At 36.6% G+C, this 19095-nt stretch carries 16 protein-coding genes; 1 reads left to right on the forward strand and 15 read right to left on the reverse strand.

Features of this window, described 5'->3' with window-relative positions; all coding sequences use genetic code 11:
• Window positions 1–48: 48 nt before the first annotated feature.
• The 4 genes from secA to Q0K80_RS01395 form a co-directional block, all read right to left on the reverse strand.
• Window positions 49–2448, reverse strand: coding sequence for a preprotein translocase subunit SecA (gene secA, locus Q0K80_RS01380; RefSeq protein ID WP_294602059.1), 2400 nt, complete (start codon window positions 2446–2448; stop codon window positions 49–51).
• A gap of 130 nt (window positions 2449–2578) precedes the next feature.
• Window positions 2579–3127 carry a ribosome-associated translation inhibitor RaiA gene (raiA, locus tag Q0K80_RS01385; RefSeq protein ID WP_046324605.1) on the reverse strand — a complete coding sequence of 183 codons (549 nt, stop codon included), beginning with the start codon at window positions 3125–3127 and terminating at the stop codon, window positions 2579–2581.
• 94 nt (window positions 3128–3221) lie between these two features.
• Entirely contained in the window at window positions 3222–3911 is a 690-nt protein-coding gene (locus tag Q0K80_RS01390) for a ComF family protein (RefSeq protein ID WP_294602063.1), read from the reverse strand.
• Entirely contained in the window at window positions 3908–5191 is a 1284-nt protein-coding gene (locus Q0K80_RS01395; RefSeq protein WP_294602065.1) for a DEAD/DEAH box helicase, read from the reverse strand. Before Q0K80_RS01395 ends, Q0K80_RS01390 begins: the two co-directional genes overlap by 4 nt.
• An 11-nt stretch (window positions 5192–5202) precedes the next feature.
• Between Q0K80_RS01395 and Q0K80_RS01400 the strand changes: the two genes are divergently transcribed.
• Window positions 5203–5901, forward strand: coding sequence for a YigZ family protein (locus tag Q0K80_RS01400; protein WP_294602067.1), 699 nt, complete (start codon window positions 5203–5205; stop codon window positions 5899–5901).
• 38 nt (window positions 5902–5939) lie between these two features.
• On the opposite strand, the gene Q0K80_RS01405 is transcribed toward Q0K80_RS01400, so the two are convergent.
• The 11 genes from Q0K80_RS01405 to Q0K80_RS01455 form a co-directional block, all read right to left on the reverse strand.
• Window positions 5940–7094, reverse strand: a complete 1155-nt coding sequence (locus Q0K80_RS01405) for a glycosyltransferase family 4 protein (protein ID WP_110445855.1) — start codon at window positions 7092–7094, stop codon at window positions 5940–5942.
• 277 nt (window positions 7095–7371) lie between these two features.
• On the reverse strand, window positions 7372–9003 hold the full coding sequence (gene rny, locus Q0K80_RS01410; RefSeq protein WP_294602072.1) for a ribonuclease Y: 1632 nt from the start codon (window positions 9001–9003) through the stop codon (window positions 7372–7374).
• Window positions 9004–9133: 130 nt separating this feature from the next.
• Entirely contained in the window at window positions 9134–10243 is a 1110-nt protein-coding gene (gene recA / locus Q0K80_RS01415) for a recombinase RecA (protein WP_294602075.1), read from the reverse strand.
• A gap of 150 nt (window positions 10244–10393) precedes the next feature.
• A complete protein-coding gene (locus Q0K80_RS01420; RefSeq protein ID WP_294602078.1) occupies window positions 10394–11053 on the reverse strand; it encodes an ABC transporter permease in 660 nt (219 codons plus the stop codon).
• The gene (locus Q0K80_RS01425; RefSeq protein ID WP_294602081.1) at window positions 11053–11988 is read right to left on the reverse strand and encodes an osmoprotectant ABC transporter substrate-binding protein; all 936 of its coding nucleotides are present in this window, start codon (window positions 11986–11988) and stop codon (window positions 11053–11055) included. Before Q0K80_RS01425 ends, Q0K80_RS01420 begins: the two co-directional genes overlap by 1 nt.
• 13 nt (window positions 11989–12001) lie before the next feature.
• A complete protein-coding gene (locus Q0K80_RS01430; protein WP_294602084.1) occupies window positions 12002–12625 on the reverse strand; it encodes an ABC transporter permease in 624 nt (207 codons plus the stop codon).
• A gap of 1 nt (window position 12626) precedes the next feature.
• Complete coding sequence (locus Q0K80_RS01435) at window positions 12627–13802, reverse strand: betaine/proline/choline family ABC transporter ATP-binding protein (protein WP_294602087.1); 1176 nt, start codon at window positions 13800–13802, stop codon at window positions 12627–12629.
• Window positions 13803–13960: 158 nt separating this feature from the next.
• The gene (gene pgsA / locus Q0K80_RS01440; RefSeq protein ID WP_294602088.1) at window positions 13961–14521 is read right to left on the reverse strand and encodes a CDP-diacylglycerol--glycerol-3-phosphate 3-phosphatidyltransferase; all 561 of its coding nucleotides are present in this window, start codon (window positions 14519–14521) and stop codon (window positions 13961–13963) included.
• 27 nt (window positions 14522–14548) lie between these two features.
• Complete coding sequence (locus tag Q0K80_RS01445) at window positions 14549–15667, reverse strand: helix-turn-helix domain-containing protein (protein WP_294602091.1); 1119 nt, start codon at window positions 15665–15667, stop codon at window positions 14549–14551.
• Between the two features lie 65 nt (window positions 15668–15732).
• On the reverse strand, window positions 15733–16461 hold the full coding sequence (locus Q0K80_RS01450) for an SDR family NAD(P)-dependent oxidoreductase (protein ID WP_294602093.1): 729 nt from the start codon (window positions 16459–16461) through the stop codon (window positions 15733–15735).
• A 171-nt stretch (window positions 16462–16632) separates the two neighbouring features.
• Window positions 16633–19083, reverse strand: a complete 2451-nt coding sequence (locus Q0K80_RS01455; protein ID WP_294602095.1) for a DNA translocase FtsK — start codon at window positions 19081–19083, stop codon at window positions 16633–16635.
• Window positions 19084–19095: the final 12 nt, after the last annotated feature.

The raw sequence follows: 19095 nt of genomic DNA on the forward strand, positions 1-19095 counted from the left end.
ATTTCAGTAAAAAAGAGAAAGCAGCTGCTTTCTCTCTCATCTTAACTATTAACGACTAAGATTTTGTCTAATTTCAGCTTTCATAAATAAACGAGTCACATCAAATTCAATATTTGATATCATTTCTTCAAACATGTTGTAGCCAGAATCCTGATATTCTACCAGCGGATTAAGTTGACCATAGCCCCGCAAACTAATTGACTGCCGTAATTGGTCCATGGCATCTATATGATCAGTCCACCGATCATCAACTACCCGTAAAATAACTACCTTTTCAAATTCAAGCATTTCTGAAGGATCAGCCAAAATCGCTTCTTTTTCTTCATAGTTGGCTTCAACAATATCATACAGTTTTTGCTTTAAGTCAGGGACCGTAATTGTTTTGAAGTCAATTGCATCAGTTTCTTCTTCGCTCGTTAAACTTGAAGAAATAAAGTCACGCAGTGAATCAAGCCGCCACTTACTGCGATCACCCTGTGTAAACATGTCTACTTGGCTATTAATGGTGCGACGAATCATTGGGATTAAAACATCCTTAAGTGACTTCTCTTCACCAATAACCTGCATCCGTTCACCATAAATAATCTCACGCTGAATACGCATAACATCATCGTACTGCAATGTTTGCTTACGGGTATCATAGTTATTACCCTCAACTCGTTTTTGAGCAGACTCAACTTGTCTAGTAATCAAGCGACTCTCAATTACCTTGTCATCATCATTGTCAGACAAACGGTCAAGGAAGTCTTTGACTCTGTCACCGCCAAAGCGTTTCATCAAATCATCTTCAAGCGAGAGATAGAAACGGGTAACACCAGGATCACCTTGACGACCTGAACGTCCACGGAGCTGATTATCAATTCTACGTGATTCATGACGTTCAGTACCTATGACAGATAGTCCGCCTAATTCTTTCACACCTGGCCCTAATTTAATGTCAGTACCACGTCCAGCCATGTTGGTTGCAATAGTGACTGCACCGCGTTGACCAGCATTCATGATAATCTGCGCTTCTTTAGCATGGTTTTTAGCATTCAAAACGGCATGGGGGATTCCTTCTTTGTCGAGTAATTTACTCAATCTTTCAGAGCTTTCAACCGCAACGGTACCAACTAAAACCGGTTGGCCCTTCGAGTGCCGTTCTTTAATTTCATTAACAACTGCCGCAAACTTAGATGACAAAGTAGGATACAGAATATCCGGATTATCTTTCCTTATCAAAGGACGGTTAGTCGGGATAGTAATTACCTGCATGTTGTAAATTTCACGGAATTCTTCTTCTTCAGTTTTAGCAGTACCTGTCATACCGGCAAGCTTTTTATACATTCTGAAAAAGTTCTGGTAAGTAATCGTCGCCTGCGTCTTAGATTCTTCCTGAATCTTAACACCTTCTTTAGCTTCAATAGCCTGGTGCAGGCCGTCAGAATAGCGCCGTCCCTGCATAACACGACCAGTAAAGGAGTCAACAATTAAGACTTCACCGTTTTGCACAACATAATCAATGTCTTTAAGCATAATGTAATTTGCTCTTAAAGCTTGATCAAGGTGGTGTACTAATTTCTGATTTTCAACGTCATACAAGTTTTTAAGACCAAAGTGATCACAAGCTTTTTGGATACCAGTTCTAGTTAAAGAAATAGTCTTAGTAGGCCAGTCAATTTTGTAATCGCCATAATCCTTGTCATCATCTGCATCATCATCACTTTTGTCTTCTTTAAGAGTTTTAACAAAGCGATCAGCTCGAATATAGTCACCATTAGCCTGCTCAGCCTCGCCAGAAATAATTAATGGCGTTCTCGCTTCATCGATTAAAATTGAGTCAACCTCATCGATAATAGCATAGTTAAGTTCACGTTGAACCATTTGCTCCTTGTAAACGACCATATTATCACGCAGATAATCAAAGCCCAGTTCTGAGTTAGTGGAATAAGTTACATCACAATTATATGCTTCACGCTTTTCATCAGGAGACATAGCATTCAAGTTAAGACCAACAGTTAAGCCTAACCATTTGTATAACTGACCCATTTCTTCGGCATCACGACTGGACAAGTATTCGTTAACGGTGACAACGTGAACGCCTTTTCCTGTTAATGCATTCAGATACACAGGCATAGTCGCAGTTAAGGTCTTACCTTCACCAGTCATCATTTCGGCAATGTTACCATAGTGTAGCGCAATACCACCTAATACTTGAACATGAAATGGATATAAACCTAAAACTCTTTTGGCTCCTTCACGAGAAACTGCAAAAGCTTCTGGCAAGAGCGAATCTAAGCTTTCACCATTTTTCAATCTATCACGAAATTCAGGTGTTTTTGCCTGTAATTCTTCGTCAGAAAGCCGACTGTATTCGTCTGCATGACTTTCAACTTTATCTGCAATTTTTTCAAATTTTTTCAGTTCTCTTTTATCGTTATTGTATAGTTTCTTTAAAATGTTTACCATTTAATCGATCCTTATATGTAGTTAAAGTATAAAAACACATTATAATTTTACCATGATTAGCGCTAAATGAAAAATAAACAAAACAAAGACCTCACACTAAATGTGGGGCCCTTACTTGATAATATTATTGCTATTTGGTCTCAATCAAACCATAACGGCCGTCATTTCTGCGATAAACAACACTTGTACCGCCGGTTTCACCATCTTGGAAAACAAAGAAATCATGCTCAAGCATATTCATTTGCAGGATTGCTTCTTCAGGACTCATTGGTTTCAAGCCAATTTGCTTATTACGAACAATCGTAAATTCATTACTTTCTTTGTCTTTTGAATCTTCCTCAGCGCTTTCAACGAAGAAATCATTAATTCCTTTTTCACGACTCTTACGATTTACACGTGTCTTATATTTTCTAATTTGTCTTTCCAATTTTTCAGAAACAAAATCAATACTGCGATACATATCGTCAGTTGTTTCTTCAGCTCTCAATACTAAGTATGGCAGTGGTATGGTTACCTCAACTTTAGCCTTATGATCACGATACACCTTTAAATTAACATGAGCAATCATATCTTGATTTAAATCGAAATATTTTTCTAATTTTTTAAGGCGCTTTTCTACGTAACTTCTTAAAGCATCCGTTACCTCGATATTTTCACCACGAACATTATACTTTAACATATGAGATTCTCCTTTCAACTGCTTGAGGCAGTCTTGTGTTATCTATATTATAGCAAAATTATAACAAAACATGAAAGCGCTGAACAATTTTGTTTTATCTACATAAGGTAAAGCTACTAATTTTCGCATTGGGAAAAATTTTTGCCAGCGCATCGCGAGCATGATAAAGCGTTCTGCCAGTAGTGTATATGTCATCCAGCAAGAGAACAGTGCATTTTTGAAAATTAATCGTAAAGTTTTTCTTAACAAAAAAACTTTGCTTACTTCTTAATCTTTCAGCACGATTTTTCTCACCCTGAGCTCCTAGTCCTGATTTTTTACCCAGCACATTTGTTAAAGGAACAAGACTACCATATAGTGCAGTGATTGTATCAAATTGTCTTTGAGCGATGTGCTCAGAAGAAGTCGGAACTGGGACATAAACATCAGCTTTATATTCAGATAGTTCTTTAGCACACAATTCTTGCAGTGCAGCATATAAAACATAGTCACCATAACGTTTATAGTTAACCATTAAATCATGGAATGCTCTGTTATATAAATAAACAGAGTGATTAATTATTAACTTTTCGCCATATATTTTTTGCCAATTCACACAATCAGAGCAAATCTTATTTTGATTTAAATTTCCCGAGCATATTGGGCAATGCTTTTCAGGTATATGAATGAACTTTTTTAAACAGTGGTCACAAATACTTTTGCAATTTTTTTGGGGCAAAGAAAACAAATGTAAAAATGACATTTTCGAAATAAAATACTGTCCACATAATAGGCATTTTTTCATTTATTCATCTCACGAATTTGCTTCATAGCATTACGCAGACTTGAAGTATATTTTTGGTAGCAAAATAATATTAGACCCGTTGGATCAGTTTTAGCCCGACCAACTCTCCCCGCAATTTGGACCAAACTAGAAGTATTATAAATTTTATCATCAGCCTGGACCACAATTACCCAAACATGATTAAAGGTTACTCCACGTTCCAAAATAGTAGTGGTAACAAGCAATTGTATTTGTCCGCGCCTGAATTTATCAACTTTTTTAATTCTTTGTACATCATTAGCATGTACACCCTCTATTGTTACTTGCTTGAATTCAGGTTCATTTTTAAGCGCACTAACATATGGTTTAATCAAATCAATTTTGGGCAAAAACAAGAGTAGTGGATGCTTAGCCTTAATTACTTTGCTAATTTCTTGCATAAGTTTTGGATTAATCCGTTTACCTTCTAAAAATGGACGTAAAAACAGTTTTTCTTTTGGTACAGGCAAAAGATGGCCATGAAAACGTCTGTTTAACTTTAATTGCTGAATTTTGCCTATTTTAACAAGTTTTAACAGTTTTTTTGTTGGTGTTGCTGTCAAATAGACCATCCGGCCATTATTTTTAAGCGCATTATTCGCTGCAAAATTAAGCCCAGGATTTTGCACATATGGAAAAGAATCAGCCTCATCAATGATCAATAAGTCAAAAGCATGGAAAAATTTTAATAATTGATGGGTGGTACAGATGCTTAATTGCTCTAAGCCTGGCTCTCGGTATTCATGTCCATGATATTTACCAATTCTGATTTTAGTGAATGCCATCTGCAAGCGGGAAAATAATTCATTAACTACATCTATTCTCGGTGCAGCTATGCAGCACCGCTTTCTTTCCGCTAAACAGTGAGCAATCAAAGGAAACATCATTTCAGTTTTACCAGCACCGGTTACTGCATGAACTAAAGTATTTTGCTTATTTATGTAATTCTGAACCAAATCCTTAGCGATTTTTTCTTGTTGAGCTGTTAATTTACCATCCCAAGTTAAGCCACCGTTTCTTGTTTGAGGGAAGTTTACTTTCTCCCCACTACGAATAAGATAATCACCTTCAACTACTCTTCCTAAACCAATACATTCGCGACAATATCTTTTGCCGTTCGGCAATTTAGCCCAAACCTTAGCATTGCATCGTGAACACCGATCATTGATGATAGCCTTGATTTTTGTTATACCTTTCTTTGTGCTAAAATCCATTTGACTACTAAGCCATTGACGACCAGCAAGATGAGAAATATTTTCCATTTTGTCCTCCAATGATAAATACGCAAAAAGGGCTGATTGTTTTGAATGAAAATGAAAAAGAAAACTATTTAACCATTAAGGAAAATGGTGACCATGAATTAATAATTAAAAAAAGTCGCTTTATTGCCACTGTTATAAGAACTTTAACCGATAAAGAGGCTGAAAGTGCAATTAATGCTGTTACCAAAAAATACCGTGATGCTACCCATAACACTTTTGCTTACACTATTGGATTAAATGACGAGCATGTCAAAGCAAGCGATAATGGTGAACCATCCGGAACCGCAGGTGTCCCAGAGTTAAAGGCACTTCAATTAATGAATCTTAAAAACGTTACCGTGGTAGTAACGCGCTATTTTGGTGGGATAAAATTAGGCGCTGGCGGCTTAATCCGTGCTTATTCCAACAGTGTCACTAAGGCCGTTGAGGCTATAGGAGTAGTTAAGCGCGTACAGCAACAAGGCTTGAAATTTCAAGTTGATTATAAAAAATTTGACGAAACTCAGCATTACCTTAATCAAAAAAAGATTTTCATTGATAATATAGATTATGGAGCGCAAGTCACAATTTCCATTTTTATTGATGAAAACAAGTTAAAGCAACTCGAAAATGACTTAATCAATATTTTGGCGGGCAAGGTCAAATTTGAACTTCTTTCCCAAAGATATAATGAAGTTCCTGTCACTCAAAACAACTATCATGAGCAGTAAAAAAGACTCACATTTCAAATGTGAGTCAAGTCTAAAATTTATTCTTTTTTCTTCTTTTTTAGTTGCTCAGGTTTATCTTGTCCCAGATGCCAAACTTCCACCGTTGGATCTTTTTTACTGCGTGAATTAATTAATTTTTGGGTTAAATTCAGCAAGGGCTTATACTTTTCACCTAAAAGCCCGATAGACTCTACGAAAAATTCAAGGGCAACAGCCAGACCAGCAATTAAGACCCACATGCCCCACATTGGCGACAATAAAAACAAAAGGGAGATAAAAGAGAAAACAAGTGATATTGCGTAAATACTTAAAACCGTTTGTCTGTGTGTCAAACCCATTTTCATTAGTTGATGATGCAAATGATGCTTATCAGCCTGAGAAACGGGCCGATTATTAAGTTTTCGCCGAATCATAGCATAAAGCGTATCAGTAATCGGTACACCTAGAATAGTAACCGGCACAAGTAACGAAATGAAAGTTACGTTCTTCAAGCCTTTAAGAGAAAATACGGCAATCATAAAGCCGATATATAACGCACCTGTATCACCTAAAAATATTTTAGCCGGATGAAAGTTATATGGTAGAAAGCCCAGTAAACAAGCTGCTAGCATAAAACAACCGATCGGGATATAAAGCTGGCCGGTGTGCAAGAAGAAATAGCCGACAATTCCCATCGTTATGAGTGAAATCATAGAGACACCGTCAGCCAATCCATCAAGTCCATCAATTAAATCAACTGCATTAGTTAAAGCTAAGATCCAAAAAATGGTAATTGGCAGACTCCACCAACCCAAATTTATTTGTTTGTTTAAAAATGGTAGGTTGAGAACATTCATTTTAATACCGGCAAGAAAATAAATTACTAAAGCGCCGATAAAAATGCCTAGCATTTTTTGTCTTGGTTTCAGCTCCATAATATCATCGATTATACCAGTTAAGACGATTACACTAGAACCTAAAAGTATGCTAAATGCTTCATGGGTTGGAAACTGATCGCGCAGAAGAATAAAAGCTCCTATATTGAAGGTGACAAAAATACCCAATCCCCCTAGGGTTGGCATTGGTTTTTTATTTACTCTTCTTTTATTGGGAATGTCGACAGCACCTAATACAAAAGCTAATCGCCTAATAAAAGGTGTGATCGCAGCCTGTATAATCACTAAAAAGAATAATTCAACAATAATTTTAAACATAGTCGGCTACTTTCATTTAAAGTTGTCTTAATTATACAGGGTAGAGTAAAAATGCACAAATTAGGTTGATTAAGTATGAGCATCTTTAAAATAGGAATACTTATAACTTTATGAAACTTCACTAGAAATTGAAAGTCGTAATTAGGATATTCACTGAATAATAAAGATGTCAAAATTATCAAGAGCATACTTAAAAGAGCTAACTACTTCAACTTTGAAAGTAAAATTTGCTAAAGCGAATTAAAAAAAGGATTGAATTTGCATTCAATCCTTTTATTTATTTTGCAATTGATACAGCACGTTTTTCACGAATAACTGTTATTTTAATATTACCGGGGTAATCAAGTTCTTTTTCAATTTGATTGCGAATATCTCGTGCTAAAACAGTAATACGATCATCTGAAATTTTATCAGGTTCAACCATCACGCGGACTTCCCGCCCAGCCTGAATAGCATACGCCTGTTTGACTCCATCATACCTATTTGCTATTTGTTCAAGGTCGGTAAGTCTTCTAATATAATTTTCCAAACTTTCACTTCTGGCACCAGGTCTTGCAGAAGAAATGGTATCCGCTGCAACTACCAATTCAGCAATAAATGATAACTTAGGCACATCCCCATGGTGTGCTGCAATTGCATTAACAACCACATCCGGCTCATGATATTTCCTTGTAAGTTCTACACCAATTTCTACGTGTGAACCTTCAATGTCATGATCGACTGCTTTTCCAATATCGTGTAATAATCCCGCGCGAACGGCTAATTTTTCATTTAATCCAAGCTCCGCAGCCATTGTACCAGCTAATTTTGCAACTTCAATTGAATGACCCAAAACATTTTGACCATAAGAAGTCCGGTATTTGAGTCTACCCAATATTTTAACCAGTTCTGGATTCATTTTATGAATCCCCAGCTCCATTAGAGCGCTTTCTCCGGCTTCGTAAATGTCATCGTTTACTTCTTTACGGGCTTTATCAACAGTTTCCTCTATTCGAGCCGGATGAATCCGTCCATCTTTAATCAAACGTTCCATTGCTCTTTTCGCAATTTCACGCCTAATGGCATCAAAACCACTTAAAGTTACAACTTTTGGAGTATCATCAATTATAAGATCAACTCCAGTAAGTGCTTCAAAAGATCTGATATTACGTCCTTCACGACCAATAATCCGACCTTTCATTTCCTCATTAGGCAAATCAACCACAGATACTGTTGTTTCAGCTACTGTATCTGCCGAACTACTTTGAATTGCATCAATAATTATTTTGCGCGCATAATGGTCAGCCTTAGCTTTTACTTCTTGATTACTATTACTAATCAACTCTGCCCGTTCTTTGACTAACTCATCTGCCAATTGATCTAAAACAAGCTTTTTTGCCTGCTCTTTGTCTAAATGAGCCACTTCGTAAAGCTTCTGCGTAGTCTGTTCAACTAGTTCATCAGCTTTTTGTAATTTAGCAGCTAATTCTGTTTGCTTTTGCTCTAGCTGTTCATCTTTTTTGGTTAAATCATCCTCTTTTTCTTTTAGCAAAGAGTTCTTATGATCAAGAGTATCTTCTCGTTGGGTTAAGCGATTTTGATCGCGCGCAATTTTATCACGTTTGTCGTTTAATTCATCTTCAACTTTTTGTCGATAGTCTTGAATTTGTTCTTGAGCTTCAAGAATTTTTTCTTTTTTAGTGTTTTGCGCACTCTGTTTAATAGCATCAGCTGCTTGCTTTTGTGCATTGACTTCAGCTTTAGCAGCATCAACTCGTGCTTTTGCTTCGGTTAAAATATGGTCGGCATCGTTTTGAGCATTCTGAGCCTTTTTCTCCCAGATACTTTTACGAATAGAGTATCCTACAACAACGCCAACAATAATTGAAATTATAGCTATCGCGACGGGAATCAAAAATTTACTTATCATGATTTCTATCGCCTTTTTTATTTTTTAGATTATTCACACAATATTAATAATAAAGAACGATGGGACTTATGTCAAACGACATGAAAAAACCTTAACCCATTTTCACAGGTCAAGGTTTATTTCCTCGTAATTAGCTTTTGCTGTCTGCTTCTTTTTTAGCAGAAGCTTCCTTTTCTGTATCAGCAGCTTTTTGGGCTTTTTTAGCTTTGATTTTCTCAGGATCTTCTCTTTCAGCAACTGATTTTTCATCAATACCGAAAGCTTGACGAACCTGCTTTTGGACATCGTCATAGACATCAGGGTGATCTTCAAGATACTTCTTAGCATTTTCTCGGCCCTGTCCAATTCGTTCATCGTGATATGAATACCACGAGCCAGCCTTGGCTATAATGTCCTTGTCGGCCGCCATATCCAACAGTTCTCCACTCTGTGAGATGCCCTTACCATACATCATGTCAACTTCAGCAACTTTAAAAGGCGGTGCAACTTTGTTTTTAACTACCTTGATTTTTACACGGTTACCAGTAATTTCTCCACCGGTTTGCTTGATCTTTTCCGCTCTTCTGATTTCCAAGCGAATAGTGGCGTAAAACTTCAGTGCCCGACCACCGGGAGTAGTTTCAGGATTACCAAACATAATTCCAACTTTTTCACGAATTTGATTGATAAAAATTGCAATAGTTTTGGTCTTATTAATATTACCCGAAAGCTTACGCAGAGCTTGACTCATTAAACGAGCTTGCAGACCAACATGACTGTCACCCATTTCTCCGTCAATTTCAGCTTGAGGCACAAGTGCTGCAACAGAGTCAACAACTAAAATATCAATCGCACCACTTGTAATCAACGTATCAGCAATTTGTAAACCTTCTTCACCAGTATTTGGCTGAGACAAAATAAGTGAATCAACATCAACACCCAACGCCTCCGCATAAGCCGGATCCATAGCATTTTCGGCATCGATATAAGCTGCTGTGCCACCTCTTTTTTGCACTTCGGCTACTGCATGTAATGCAACGGTTGTTTTACCAGAAGATTCTGGTCCGTAAATTTCTACAATTCTACCCCGGGGATAGCCGCCAACTCCCAGGGCCGCATCAAGAGCAAGCGAACCTGAGGGAACGGTCGAAATTTTGGTGTCAGCTTTATCGCCCATACGCATAACAGCGCCTTTACCAAAATTCTTTTCAATTTTCTTAAGCGCATTTTCCAGTGCAGCTTGTTTTTCATCCTTGGCCAAGACTCTTGTCCTCCTCTATCATAATTTCTTTAATTTAGTACGTAATAATTATACTTTGCTTTAGTGTATATTTGCAAGAAAAAAGGCGAACAAATGTTTATTATTTTTATTCACATTATTAAGTACGAAAAAGCTGCAAAAAACTTTAATTTATTTTTTAAGGCCTTTGGGTTCCAAAACTTTTTGCAGGAAATTTAAAATCACATCTGCCAAGATTGCCATTAATGCTGTAGGAAGGGCGCCAGCTAGTATAATGGCACTGCCATTAGTAGCATTGGTGCCGCGAATAATTATGTCTCCTAAGCCACCTGCTCCAACGAACGAACCAATTGAAGTGATACCAATTGCTATTACTAAAGCATTTTTTAAGCCGGCTATAATAACAGACATTGAGAGGGGTAATCTCACCATATAAAGTAGTTGCAGTTTTGTCATTCCCATTCCTTTTCCTGAATCAATGACATTCTTATTAACACTTTTCATACCAGTATATGTGTTTTTAATAATTGGCAAAAGTGAATAAAGCGTAACGGTGACAATAACGGTCATAACGCCTAGGCCCAAACCAATCATTACAATAGACAACAGGGCAAGCGAAGGAATCGTTTGAATAAAATTTGCAATTTCTACAACAAAATCTCCTAAATGTCCATTGCGCGAAATAAAAATTCCAACCGGTATACCAATAATAGCTGCAAATAAAACGCCATAGATTGAAATCAAAAAAGTACGGTTAAATTGTGCTAATACATAACTACCATTATGGACATAATAATAAATAAATTGCTGCCATAAAGATAAATGAGACATTATTTCTCCCCCCTAAAGTAATTATGTTTTTCTAAAAATTGCTGTGCAACCGTAGCTGGTTCAAGTAGCTTGTCATCTACTTGGAAGTTCATTTTACGTATATCATGAACACTCACATTACCCACTAATCTTTCCAAAATTGCTTTTAATTCAGGATGCTCTCTTAACAAATAGTTATTGATTAGCATTCCACAATTATATGGTGGAAAGAAATGCTTATCATCTTTTAACAGGTGCAAATTGTAACTATCAATCCTGCCATCAGTAGAATAGCCTAGAATAACATCCATCTTACCGCTTTTCAGGGCTGAATATACTAAGCCGATATTCATAGGGTGTGCTTTAGAAAAGGTTAATCCATAAGCTGTTTGAAAAGCAGGATAACCGACTCCTGGAGCATTTACCCATTCGGAAGCTACACCGAAAGAAAATTTATCTTTAACTTTCTTTAAATCAGAAATCTTATACAGATGGTACTTCTTTTGATCTTTTGCTCTCACCATAAAAGCATAATTATTAGCAAAACCATATGTATGCAAATAAGTTTGGTCCCATCTCTTTTTTACTTCACGCCTAACCGTATTATTTGCCTTTTTGGAATTCTTAATAGCCGGCAATAGAAGATTTGCAGTTAGTTCACCACCATCATAAGCAGCAGCTTGAATATCGGCATCATGTCGAATTAGAGCTTGATGCTGCATAGGAGCAGAACCTAAATTATTAACGATCGAAGTTTTATATGAAGTTTCATGTTCAATCAATTGGGCAACAATATTGGCCATAATTTGTGATTCAGTAGTTGTTAATGCCGTAATTCTAATATTTTCCTGACTGCCCTGACTATCAGAAAGTCCAGGCAAGCCACAAGCACTAGTAGTTAACATAATAAACAAGGCTGTTATCATCAGTAATATTTTTTTAAAATACTTTTTCATGATGAATACCTCCTTATATTCCTTTTGGTGTTAATTTACGTTCTAGCTTACCCAATAAATAATCAGTTAGAAGTGCCAATATGATGACAGGAATGGTACCACCAAAAATTAGATCAGTTTGATATAGACTAAGGCCATTAAAGATGAAGTCGCCAAGACCTCCAGCACCTATATAAGAAGCCAAAGTAGCCCACGCAATAACATAAATAGCAGAAAGTCTTATTCCCGCCATGATCACAGGCATTGCTAAAGGAATATCAACTTTCAAGATTAATTGCATATTCGTCATACCTAAGCCGCGAGCTGAATCAATAGTGTCTGGGTTTACCCCCATTAGGCCCACATATGTATTACGCAAAATAGGCATTAAACTATAAAGAAAAAGTGCAATAATTGCGGGCAATTTACCAATACCGAAGAAAGGAATCATGATCGCGAGCAATGCCAAAGCTGGTATGGTTTGTAGCATACTGGCAATAGCAATCACGACTTTTGCCACTCGCGGAAATTTCATTAATATGATACTTAATGGAACTGCCACAATTATTCCTAAGCCTAGTGAAATAGCTGAAATATATATTTGTTGCCATGTTTTTACTAATAATTCTGAGCCATGTTGTGCAAAAAAGGCTGACATTTTAGTTCGCCTCTTTTTCCGTATTATTTTGCGTGTGGCCTTTATCGCCCCATATTTTTTGGTAAACGACATTAACCAAACTTGCACGAGTAACTATACCGACTAATTTATTATCACCATCAATAACCGGAATATAACTTTTGTTGCGGCTCATGATGCGACTAAAATTGTCCCGCAAATATTCATCTGGACCAACTGTGCTTAATTTAGTAATTAAAATATCACTAACGCTGCTTGCGTTAGAATAATTGCGCTGCAAATCATCAATCGAAATATAACCTTTAAGGTGGTCACTATTATCAACCACTAAAAGCGTATCGACACGGTGTTCCTTCATCATGGTTAAGGCATCAGGCAAAGAGGCACCCAAGTCAATCTTAATTGGATTAGTCATCACGTTTTTAACTTTTACGGTTTCATATTTTGCTTCAGACAAGCGCTCTTCACCGATCAAACTTTTAACATAGTCATTAGCAGGATGATGTAAAATCTCTTCAGGCGTTCCTACTTGAATCAACTGCCCATCATGCAAAACAACTACTTTAGTAGCTAACTTTAACGCTTCATCCATATCATGAGTGACAAAAACAATTGTTTTGCCTAATCGCACTTGTAAGTTTTGTACCAAATTCTGTAAACTTTCACGAGTTATCGGATCTAACGCACCAAATGGCTCATCCATTAATATTAGATTTTGGTTTGCTGCCAGTGCACGTACAACTCCAATTCTTTGTTGTTGACCGCCAGATAGCTCAGTTGGATACCTGTCTAAATATGATTCCGGCAATTCAGCCATTTGAATCAACTTTTGCGCTTCACCAGCTAATTTTTCTTTAGGCCATTTTAATAACTTGGGTACTAAAATGATATTATCCCTAATGGTCATATGAGGCATCAAACCATTATTTTGAATAACATATCCAATATGACGTCTTAAGTTGACGGGATTAAAACTTTTAACGTTTTTACCGTTAACCAGCACTTCGCCTTTAGTTACGCTGTTCATGCGATTAATCATTCGCATCAAAGTAGTCTTTCCTGAACCGGAGGTGCCAATTAGGCAGCAAAAATCACCTTTATCTATTTCAAAACTGATATGGTTAACAGCCGGATTTTTCATTTTAGGATATATCTTGGATACATCTTTGAACTCAACCATTGGTATTTTTTCTCCCATAAATTTTCCTCCCTTTCAATATTTCCTTAATTTAATCCTAACAAGTAAATGAAGCATAATCAACAATTGCCCATTTTATGCCTTTTTTTATATTAAAAAGAAGCACAAAAAAGCACCGCCTTACAGTGCTTTTTAATAAAACTAAATTTTTCTTTAATTTACATTGAACCTTCAAAAACATCCCATGAACTGTGGAAATAATCCCAGCCAGAATAGATAGTAAAAATCAGTGCAATATAAAGTAAGATGGTGCCTATATGATAAAAGTCACCAATTAACAAAAAGATAATTGAAAGCATTTGACATGTCGTTTTGATTTTACCAGGCATAGCAGCAGCCATAACTTGCCCTTTATTCTCAGCCAAAATCAAACGCAATCCAGTTACAGCCAATTCACGACAAACAATTATTGCTACAACCCATGCTGGAGCAAGTTTTAAAGAAATTAACATTATAAATGCAGTCATAGTAAGCATTTTGTCAGCCAAAGGGTCCGCAAACTTTCCAAAATTTGTAACCAAGTTGCGTGATCTGGCAATATGACCATCAAACCAATCAGTTGCAGAAGCAACTGCAAATACAATCGCAGCTATTACCAATCTCCAATAAACAGTAGTACCAGCAACTTTAAAATTGGCATCACCACCAAAAATGACAATTAGCATGAAAACCGGAATCAATAATATTCTAAAAACCGTTAACTTATTAGGCAAATTCATTCTTAACTTTTCCTCCAAAAATAGTTACTATTTTTTATCATCATTTCCACTAGAGGAATTACCTCCAGAATGGCCAGAATCATTACTATGCTCAGTGCTATTTGATTGATTGTTATCATGATTCGATTGACCATTATTCTGGGAACTTTGTTTATTTTGAGTATTTTGTTGACCATTATTTGTATTCGAACTTGCACCATTATTACCATTAGAATTATTAGTTTGGCTGTGCTCTTGATTTTGCTGGTTCGAATTACTATGTCCTGAATTATTATTCGTAGTTCCGGAATTATTTTGACTTTGATGTTGTTGGTTGCTTTGACTATTTTGATTATTTCGATGTTTGCCAATATAAAAGGTTAAAGAAAGACTCGAATTTTGAGCTGTATATGGTACTTTTCTGCCGCCAATTGTAACTGATGTTCCCAGAGCGTTGCTAAATGTAACGACAACAGATTGAGCTGTTTCTGGAATTCTTAAAGTGTGTTTTTGACCAGCTGTTAAAGTCTGACCACTTTGGTTTACGCCATTCATTGCAATAGAAACTGTAGTTGCTTGATCACCAGCTCTAACAACTAAATTGCGATTATTTTTAAGGCCGGTAATCTGAAACTGATTCGCAGCCAGTTCCTTAATTTTAACGCTCTTCTTTTTAATTTTCTTAACTTTGCGGTGTCGTTTACCACTATCCGAAGAAACAGAAACATCGTTAGCTTCATTGTTATTTTCATTGCGACTAGAAGAAAAATGAGCAAACACAACGTAGCATACCAAAAGCACTACAACTATCCCCAAACCGACAATGATTCGTGGAAGGTAATCCTGCCAAATCTTTTTCTTATTACTGGTGGTCTTGCGTACTTCCTCACTTTTATTGTCAATCGAATCTTCGACAAATTCTTCGGGTTCAGCTTTAGGTATGTCTTCGTGGTATTCACTTAGCAGCTTTTTACCATCTAAACCAACTATCTGTGCATATTGTCTAATGAAGGCTCTGACGTAAAAATCACCAGGAAGTTTATCAAAATCATTTTGCTCGATTGCAGTCAGATATCTACCTTGAATTTTGGTTGTTTTTTCAATGTCTTCAATTGAAAGTCCTTTAGCCTCTCTGGCACTGCGTAATTTGTCTCCGATATCTGCCATAGTTACCTCTTCAAATTCTAAATTTACTCTTTGAGTATAACATATACTACATATAATTATTACATTTAAATAAGCCAGCCGCCACTAACATAAATAGTCTGACCAGTTAGATACCCTGACTGAACGTCAAGTAAAGTTTTAACCCAATAAGAAATGTCCTTACCTTCTGCTAAACGACCAACAGGTATTTCACCCTTAACTTCTTCCATCGTTTCAGGGCCAAGCACAGCATTCATTGCAGTATTAACAGCACCTGGTGCAACAACATTAACCGTCAGGTTAGCTGAAGCAACTTCGCGGGCATAAGCTTGAGCAAACCCTTCAAGACCCGATTTGGAAGAACTGTATGCCGCTTCCATGGCACTACCTGCCCCACCGTAAACTGATCCTAAATAAACAATACGACTATAATCATTTTTTATCAAATGAGGTTCGAATAGTCCTGTCAATTTAATTGGGGTAATCAAGTTTATGCGCATAATATCATCAATTTTGGCTGTATCTTGACTACTAACAAAATTATAATCGGTAATTCCCTGGGCAAATACTATAGCGTTAACTGGTAATAAATTATTAACAAATTCTTTTAAATCATTATTTTCAGCCAGAAAATCTAATTTGATGGGAATAAAATCCTGCTGAGGATATTTTTGACTCATCCCTTGAGCCAAAGAATAAGCTTTTTGCCAATTTTGACTGCAATGAATGTAAAGAGACCAACCAGCATTAGCCAACTCAAGACAAATAGTCTGACCAATGCCACCTGTAGCACCAAATACAAGAGCTCGCTGCAATTAAAACATTCCTTTTATTGTATTTTTACTTTTAATATTGAAAATGATCTTAATAACTGAATTAATCTTCTCGAGAATAACTCAGTTATGCATTCACATTCAATTTTATTTTACCATTATTTTTTCACAAATTTGAACTAATAAAACGACATGATAAACTTTCTTAAAAAATTAGCTCTGATCTTCCTCTTTTTTAGGCGGTAATAAAACTTGGCGAGGCTTTGAACCTTCAGATGGGCCAACAATACCTTTTTCTTCCATTTCATCAACTATCCTAGCGGCACGATTATAGCCAATACGAAATCTTCTTTGCAAGAGTGACACACTGGCCGTTTGTTGTTGCCTTACTAAGTCCACTGCTTGATCATAGAATTCGTCTTTTGGCTCATCATCTTTATTTTCAGAATTTTCTTGGCCTTTTTGTGGAATCATACCTTTATCATATTCGGGTTTCTGCTGTTTCTTTACCCATGAGATAATATTTTCAACCTCATGTGAAGAAACATAGGCTCCCTGAATACGTTCAGGCTTTGAAGCACCAACTGGCATATATAGCATATCACCGCGACCGAGTAATTTTTCGGCCCCAGTCTGATCTAAAATAGTCCGTGAATCAATGCCACTCGAAACAGCAAAAGAAATCCGTGAAGGAACATTTGCTTTAATTAAACCGGTAATGACATCAACACTCGGTCTTTGTGTGGCCAAAATCATGTGAATACCAGCCGCTCGCGCCATCTGGCCTAAACGGACAATTGCTCCTTCAACGTCACGTCCGCCAACCATCATTAGATCACTAAGTTCATCAACTACTACTAAGATATATGGTAATGGCTTCATTGCCGGTTTTGATTTATCTTGATTATTCAGGCGCACCTTTTCGTTAAATTCACTCATGTTACGAGCTCCACTTGCAGCAAACAACTTATAGCGGCGTTCCATTTCTTTAACAGCTTTACTCAAAGCATTTGCAGCCAATTTTGCATCAGTAACTACCGGTATCAACAAATGAGGTACTCCATTATAAACAGAAAGCTCCACCATCTTTGGGTCTATCAAGATTAACTTTAACTGATCCGGCAATGCTTTCATTAAAATACTGGTTAAAATCGTATTAATGGCTACAGATTTACCAGAACCGGTTGATCCAGCAATCAAAAGATGAGGCATTTTAGTCAAATTAGCCGAAATAGTTTGTCCACTGACATCCTTACCCAAAGGAACCTGCATAGGATCCTTTTTGGCCCTGGTATCCTGATTTTGCATTACATCTTTAAAAGCAACAATTGAGGTGTTTTTGTTAGGTACTTCTATTCCAATATATGGTTTACCAGGTATTGGTGCTTCTATTCTAATATCCTTTGCAGCCAACGCAAGAGCTAAATCGTCAGCGAGATTAACAATACGACTGACTTTGACACCAACAGCCGGTTGAACCTCATAGCGCGTAATAGTTGGACCCAATATTGCCTTTTTAATAATAACGTTAACGCCAAAACTCTTGAAGGTAGATTGTAAAGTCTGAGTATTTTTGCGAATGAGAGCTTTATCAGTACTTTGGTCAATATTTTTTATATTATCAAGTAATGTTAACGGCGGTTTTTGGTAATCCGGACTAACTTTTTGATCTTGTTTTAAATCACCGTGGTCTATTGCTCCTAATTCTTCCTTAATCTTTTTATCTTCTTCAACAAAAGAATGTGATTTAGGTAATGATGAAACAGAAGAATTACTTTGCTGTGCCTTGTCGCTATTATTTTGACTCGCAACTTGAATTTGCGGCTCAACAGGAGCGTGTTCCGGAATATCACCATATTCTGATTTTTCAGATGGAAAATTAGTTACTTCGTTTTGATCGATGTTACTTTCAGAAGAGTTATCATCCACAGTAAAATCATCCACGTCCGGAAAAACTGGAGCTTTTGTACCCACTGAATTGTGATCTTCCTGGTCACGCAACTCGTTTTTTTTCTGCTCACGTTTCTCTTTGAAAGAGCCATATTTATCTTTTATTTTGCTACCAGCTGCTTTGTTTTTATTAATAAAAAGCTGACTAACAGACTGAAATTTTTTGATAATTGTTGAAAATTTAACATCAAAAAACATCAAAATACCACTCGGTATCAATAAAATTGCAATTATACGCAGTCCTATATGACCAAGTAAGGGATAAAAAATCTGATAACATAAGGCGCCTATGACTCCACCACCGATATTTTTAGTAACAGCCATGCGACCGAACTCAGCTGAAATTTCATGCCAAAAGACATTCATAAACGCATTATTAACGAATTCACGTTCAAAATAAATACTGCTTTGAATTAATAAAATTCCTAAAATAGCAAAAAATAGTCCACAACTGCGTTTGAAGTTAAAGTGCATCGGCTTATTATAAATCAACATAACCAAGCCGAAAACAATGCAAATACCAGCTGCAAGCAAATAGGAATCTCCAAAGACCAAGCGAAAAGCATTTGCTACTTGTTTACCCAAGATCCCAAATTTGGCAAATGCTAAAGCAGAGATAACAATTTGTAAAAGTCCGACAATTGCCCATTTAATTCCAGTACTGTGATTTTTCTTTCGAGCCTTTGTGGTTTTTCTCCTTTTCTTTTTTGGCATGATATTACCTAA

The sequence above is a fragment of the uncultured Lactobacillus sp. genome (genome assembly GCF_945290125.1).
Classification (GTDB): Bacteria; Bacillota; Bacilli; order Lactobacillales; family Lactobacillaceae; genus Lactobacillus; species Lactobacillus rizhaonensis.

Coding starts and splice junctions, on each gene's coding strand:
- secA (WP_294602059.1), bottom strand. CDS start 2,448: ATGGTAAACATTTTAAAGAAACTATACAATAACGATAAAAGAGAACTG.
- raiA (WP_046324605.1), bottom strand. CDS start 3,127: ATGTTAAAGTATAATGTTCGTGGTGAAAATATCGAGGTAACGGATGCT.
- Q0K80_RS01390 (WP_294602063.1), bottom strand. CDS start 3,911: ATGAAAAAATGCCTATTATGTGGACAGTATTTTATTTCGAAAATGTCA.
- Q0K80_RS01395 (WP_294602065.1), bottom strand. CDS start 5,191: ATGGAAAATATTTCTCATCTTGCTGGTCGTCAATGGCTTAGTAGTCAA.
- Q0K80_RS01400 (WP_294602067.1), top strand. CDS start 5,203: ATGATAAATACGCAAAAAGGGCTGATTGTTTTGAATGAAAATGAAAAA.
- Q0K80_RS01405 (WP_110445855.1), bottom strand. CDS start 7,094: ATGTTTAAAATTATTGTTGAATTATTCTTTTTAGTGATTATACAGGCT.
- rny (WP_294602072.1), bottom strand. CDS start 9,003: ATGATAAGTAAATTTTTGATTCCCGTCGCGATAGCTATAATTTCAATT.
- Q0K80_RS01420 (WP_294602078.1), bottom strand. CDS start 11,053: ATGTCTCATTTATCTTTATGGCAGCAATTTATTTATTATTATGTCCAT.
- Q0K80_RS01425 (WP_294602081.1), bottom strand. CDS start 11,988: ATGAAAAAGTATTTTAAAAAAATATTACTGATGATAACAGCCTTGTTT.
- Q0K80_RS01430 (WP_294602084.1), bottom strand. CDS start 12,625: ATGTCAGCCTTTTTTGCACAACATGGCTCAGAATTATTAGTAAAAACA.
- Q0K80_RS01435 (WP_294602087.1), bottom strand. CDS start 13,802: ATGGGAGAAAAAATACCAATGGTTGAGTTCAAAGATGTATCCAAGATA.
- pgsA (WP_294602088.1), bottom strand. CDS start 14,521: ATGAATTTGCCTAATAAGTTAACGGTTTTTAGAATATTATTGATTCCG.
- Q0K80_RS01445 (WP_294602091.1), bottom strand. CDS start 15,667: ATGGCAGATATCGGAGACAAATTACGCAGTGCCAGAGAGGCTAAAGGA.
- Q0K80_RS01455 (WP_294602095.1), bottom strand. CDS start 19,083: ATGCCAAAAAAGAAAAGGAGAAAAACCACAAAGGCTCGAAAGAAAAAT.